Origin of the sequence: Streptomyces sp. NPDC126497, from assembly GCF_040302425.1 — a bacterium.
In the GTDB taxonomy this organism is placed as follows: Bacteria; Actinomycetota; Actinomycetes; order Streptomycetales; family Streptomycetaceae; genus Streptomyces.
Genome location: NZ_JBEORT010000178.1, coordinates 1 through 5,864 on the forward strand (window position 1 = coordinate 1; position 5,864 = coordinate 5,864).

At 74.6% G+C, this 5,864-nt stretch carries 2 protein-coding genes; both read left to right on the forward strand.

What is annotated here, in order from left to right:
• The coding region (locus tag ABTY20_RS34620) for an SDR family NAD(P)-dependent oxidoreductase (protein ID WP_352001119.1) at positions 1-4,096 on the forward strand (4,096 nt) is incomplete at its 5' end.
• Between the two features lie 35 nt (positions 4,097-4,131).
• The coding region (locus tag ABTY20_RS34625) for a type I polyketide synthase (protein WP_352001120.1) at positions 4,132-5,864 on the forward strand (1,733 nt) is incomplete at its 3' end.

Consider the following 5,864-nt stretch of genomic DNA (forward strand, 5'->3'; position numbering starts at 1 on the left):
CCCCGGCCTGCTGTGCTCGGCCGACTACTGGGTGCGCCACGTCCGCGGCACCGTCCGCTACGCCGACGGCGTGCGCGCCCTGGCCGACGCCGGAGTGAGCGCGTTCCTGGAGGCCGGACCCGGCGGTGTCCTCACCGCACTCACCCAGCGCTGCCTGGACGCCGACCAGGACGCCGTGGCCGTTCCCGCGCTGCGCGCGGACCGCGACGAGGAGACCGCGCTGCTCACCGGACTCGCCCGGCTCCACACCGCCGGCGTCCGCGTCGACTGGGCCGCCTTCTTCGAGGGGACCGGCGCCCGCCGCACCGAACTGCCGACCTACCCCTTCCAGCGGGAGCGGTTCTGGCCCCGCCCGGCCGCCCTGACCGGCGACGTCAGCTCCGCCGGCCTGGTCTCCGCGGACCACCCGCTGCTCGGCGCCGCCGTACCGCTGGCCGACTCCGAGGGCGCGCTGTTCACCAGCCAGATCTCCCTGCAGGTCCACCCCTGGCTGCTCGACCACAAGGTCGGCGGCACGGTCGTCCTGCCCGGCACCGGCTACCTGGAGATGGCCGTCCGCGCCGCCGACCAGGTCGGCTGCGGCCGGGTCCAGGAACTCGTCCTGTCCACCCCGATGGTGCTCGACGAAAAGGTGCCCACCGCCCTCCAGATCGTCCTCGGCGCCCCGGACGAAGAGGGGACCCGCACCATCGCGTTCTACTCCCGCCCGTCCGACGGCACCGACGGCCCCTGGACCCGGCACGCCACCGGAACCCTCGCCGTCGCGGAGCACACCGCCCCGTTCGACGTCCCCGTCTGGCCGCCGGCGGACGCCCGGCCGGTGCCGATCGACGGCACCTACGAGCGCACCGAGTACGGCCCCTGCTTCCAGGGGATGCGCAAGGTGTGGATCCGCGGACAGGAGGCCTTCGTCGAGGTCGCCCTGCCCGAGGAGATCGCGGGGGACGCCCGGTACTTCGGCATCCACCCGGCCCTGCTCGACGCGGTCCAGCACGCCAACGGCTACCTCGGCGTCGGCAGCGAGGACAACCCGCTGCTGCCGTACATCTGGAGCGACGTCTCGCTGCACGCGGGCGGCGCCACCACCCTGCGGGTCCGCATCGCCAGGCTCGGCGACGAGTCGGTCACGCTCACGGCGGTCGACGCCGAGGGCGCGCCCGTGCTGTCCGCCGAGGCGCTGGTGCTGCGCGCCCCGAGCGTGCCGCGCGCCCCGGCGGCCACCGGCGGCCAGGAACCGGTGTTCCGCCTCGACTGGGTCACCGTCCCCGAGGTCAAGCCCACCGAGGGCCTGCGGGCCGTCACCCTGGGGGCCGACGTCTTCGGCGCCGGCACCGCACTGCCGTCCCTCGCCGCCCTCACCGACCCGGCCGACGCCCCCGACTACGTGCTCGTCCCGCTCGAAGGGGAGCACGCCGCCCCCGGCACGGACGTCCCCGGCGCCGTCCACGCCCTCACCGCCCACACCCTGGACCTCGTCCGCCAGTGGCTCGACCACGACCGGTTCGACCGCACCCGCCTGGTCTTCGTCACCCGCGGCGCGGTGGCCGCCGCCGACGGCGAGACCGTACGGGACCTCGCCGCGGGCGCCGCCTGGGGTCTGGTGCGCTCGGCCCAGTCCGAGAACCCCGACCGGTTCGTCCTCGTCGACCTCGACGAACCGGGCGACCTCCAGGCACTGCTGCCGGACCTGCCGGCCCTGCTCGCCACCGGCGACGCCCAGTTCGCCGTGCGCGAGGGCACCGCCCGCGTCGGCCGGCTGGACCGCCTCGCCACCGGCGCCGGACTGCTCCCGCCCGTCGGCGTGCCGTGGCGGCTCGACACCACCGGCAAGGGCACCCTGGACAACCTCGTCCTCACCCCGTGCCCGGAGGTGCTGCGGCCGCTCGGCGACCACGAGGTGAGGATCGACGTCGACGCGGCCGGCCTGAACTTCCGCGACGTGCTCAACGCGCTCGGCATGTACCCCGGCGAGTCCGGCCCGATGGGCACCGAGGCCGCCGGTGTGGTCACGGCCGTCGGCGCCGCCGTCACCGGACTGCGGCCCGGCGACCGGGTGTTCGGCACCGTGCCCGGCGGATTCGGACCGGTCGTCGTCGCCGACGAGCACTACCTGGCCCGCGTCCCCGACACCTGGACCCAGCAGGAGGCGGCCTCCGTGCCGCTGGTGTTCCTGACGGCCCTGTACGCCTTCCGTGATCTGGCGGGTCTGCGGGCGGGGGAGTCGGTGCTGGTGCATGCCGGTGCGGGTGGTGTGGGCATGGCGGCGGTGCAGCTGGCCCGGCATCTGGGCGCGGAGGTGTTCGCGACCGCGAGTGAGGGCAAGTGGGAGACGCTGCGGGGTCTGGGGCTGGACGACGATCACATCGCGTCCTCGCGTGATCTGGGCTTCGAGGAGAAGTTCCGGACGGTGACCGGTGGCCGGGGCGTGGACGTGGTGCTGAACGCGCTGGCGGGTGAGTTCGTGGACGCGTCGCTGCGGCTGACGGCGGACGGCGGCCGGTTCCTGGAGATGGGCAAGACCGACGTCCGTGATCCTCGGTCGGTCGACCGGGTGACCTACCGTGCCTTCGACCTCGGCGAGGCCGGACCCGCGCGCAACCGCGAACTCCTCGCCGAACTCCTCGACCTGTTCGCCGAGGGAGCCCTGCGGCCCCTCCCGCTGAAGGTGTGGGACGTGCGGCGGGCGCGTGAGGCGTTCCGGTACATGAGCCAGGCCAGGCACGTGGGCAAGATCGTGCTGAGGATGCCGCCGCGCTGGAACCCCGAGGGCACCGTCCTCATCACCGGCGGCACCGGCGCGCTCGGCGGACACCTCGCCCGCCGTCTCGCGGCCGGCGGGATGCGGCACCTGCTGCTGGCCGGCCGGCGCGGCCCGGACGCGCCGGGCGCCGCCGAACTCGCCACCGAGCTACGGGAGATGGGCGCCGAGGTGACCGTCGCCGCCTGCGACACCGCCGACCGCGACGCCACCGCCGCGCTCCTCGCCGCGATCCCCGACGCCCACCCGCTGACCGCGGTCGTCCACACGGCCGGTGTCCTCGACGACGGCGTCGTCGCCTCGCTCACCCCGGAGCGGCTCGCCGCCGTCCTGCGGCCCAAGGTCGACGCCGCCTGGCACCTGCACGAACTCACCCGCGACCTGGACCTGGCGGCGTTCCTGCCGTTCTCGTCCATCGCCGGTGTCATGGGCAGCCCCGGCCAGGGCAACTACGCCGCGGCCAACTCCTTCCTCGACGCCCTGACCGCGCACCGCCGCTCCCTGGGCCTGGCCGGCACCTCGCTCGCCTGGGGCCCCTGGTCCCACGACGGCGGCATGACCAGCACCCTGTCCGACACCGATCTGCGCCGCATGCAGTCCGGCGGCCTGCCGCCGCTCTCCGTCGACCAGGGCTTCGGCCTCTTCGACATCGCACGCGGTTCCGACGAGTCGTTCCTGGTCCTGGTCGGTCTCGCCCCCGGCGCCGTGCGCGGCGCCGCCCCCGAGGACCTGCCGCCGCTCTTCCGCGGCATGGTCAGGAGCAGCCGCCGCACCGCCGCCGCCACCGACGCGGCCGGAGCGGCCGCCGCCCTCGCCGCCAGGCTCGGCGAACTCCGCGCCGACGAACGCGTCCGGTACGTCACCGACCTGGTCCGCGAACAGTCCGCCCGGGTGCTCGGCCACGCCACACCGAAGGCCGTCGACGTGACCCAGGAGTTCCGGGAGCTCGGCTTCGACTCGCTGACCGCCCTGGAACTGCGTAACCACCTCTCCACGGCGACCGGGCTGCGCCTTCCCGCCACCCTGGTCTTCGACTACCCGACGCCCACGGCGCTCGCCGAACACTTCGTCTCCGAACTGGCCCCCGGCGACGAGGGCCCGCAGGGACCCTCGCTGCTCGCCGAACTCGACCGCCTGGAAGCGCTCCTCGCGGCCGGCGAGCACGACGGGATCACCCGCGCGGGACTCGCCCTCCGGCTCGGCCAGATGCTGGACAAGGTGCGCGGCGGAACACCGGAGGCGACCGGCACCCCCGTCGACGACGCCCTCGAATCGGCCAGCGCCGACGAGGTGCTCGCCTTCATCGACAACGAACTCGGCCGCATGGGCGACCACTGAGACGAGCCGATTCACCACAGGAAGGTTTTCCCGGCATGCCCGATGACAAAAAGCTCGTCGACTACCTCAAGTGGGTCACGGCCGACCTGCACAAGACCCGTCGACGGCTGGAGGAGGCCGAGGCGAGCCGGCACGAACCGATCGCCATCGTGGGCATGGCCTGCCGACTGCCCGGTGAGGTCGCCTCCCCGGAGGACTTCTGGCGGCTGCTGGACGAGGGCCGTGACGGCATCACCCCGTTCCCCACCGACCGGGGCTGGGACCTCGACGCCCTCGGCGGCGAGGGAGCGGGCAGCAGCGCCGCCGCCGAGGGCGGCTTCGTCGACGCCGCCGCCTTCGACGCCGGTTTCTTCGGCATCTCGCCCCGCGAGGCCGTCGCCATGGACCCGCAGCAGCGGCTCCTGCTGGAGACCACCTGGGAAGCGGTGGAACGCGCCGGCCTCGACCCGGTGTCCCTGCGCGGCTCCCGCACCGGTGTGTTCGTCGGCACCGCCGGCGTCGACTACGTCGGCGTCGTGATGAACTCCCGCGAGGACGCGGAAGGTCACGCCACCACCGGCCTCACCGCCAGCGTCGTCTCCGGCCGCGTCGCCTACGCCTTCGACCTCGCCGGGCCGGCGGTCACCGTGGACACCGCCTGCTCCTCCTCCCTGGTCGCCATCCACCTGGCCGTCCAGTCCCTGCGCCAGGGCGAGTGCGACCTCGCCCTGGCGGGCGGTGTCACCGTCATGTCCACCCCCATGGGGTTCTCCGGCTTCACTCGCCAGGGCGGCATCTCCACCAGCGGCCGCTGCAAGGCCTTCGCCGACTCCGCCGACGGCACCGGCTGGTCCGAGGGCGCCGGCGTCCTGGTCCTGGAGCGCCTCTCCGACGCCCGCCGCAACGGCCACCAGGTCCTGGCCGTGGTGCGCGGCTCCGCGGTCAACCAGGACGGCGCCTCCAACGGATTGACCGCGCCCAACGGCCCCTCCCAGCAGCGCGTCATCCGGCAGGCCCTCGCCGGCGCCGGACTCTCACCCGCCGACGTGGACGCCGTCGAGGCCCACGGCACCGGCACGCCCCTCGGCGACCCCATCGAGGCCCAGGCCCTCCTCGCCACCTACGGCCAGGACCGGCCCGCCGACCGGCCGCTGCTGCTCGGCTCGGTGAAGTCGAACATCGGCCACTCCCAGGCCGCCGCCGGCGTCGCCGGCGTCATCAAGACCGTCCTGGCCATCCGTCACGGCGTCCTGCCCAGGACCCTCCACATCGACGCGCCGTCCACCCACGTGGACTGGACCGCGGGCAACGTCCGCCTCCTCACCGAGCGCACCCCCTGGCCGGAGACCGGTCGGCCGCGCCGCGCCGCCGTGTCCTCCTTCGGCATCAGCGGCACCAACGCGCACCTCGTCGTCGAGCAGGCCCCCGAGCCGGAGGAGCCGGAGCAGCCCGCCGCACCGACGGCCCACCCGACGGTCGTGCCGTGGCCGGTCGCCGGCAAGACGAAGGGCGCCCTGGACGCCCAGCTCGCGAACGTGTCGGCCCTCGACACCGCCTCCGCGCTGGACGTGGGTTTCTCGCTGGCGTCGGGGCGGTCGGTGTTCGAGCACCGGGCGGTCCTCCTGGCGGGCGCCGAGGGGGAACGGCCGGTCGAGGTGGCGCGTGGTCGTGCGGTGGAGCGGTCGCCGGCGGTGCTGTTCCCGGGGCAGGGTTCGCAGCGGGCGGGGGCGGGGCGTGAGCTGTACGCCCGGTTCCCGGTGTTCGCCGAGGCGCTGGACGCCGTACTGAA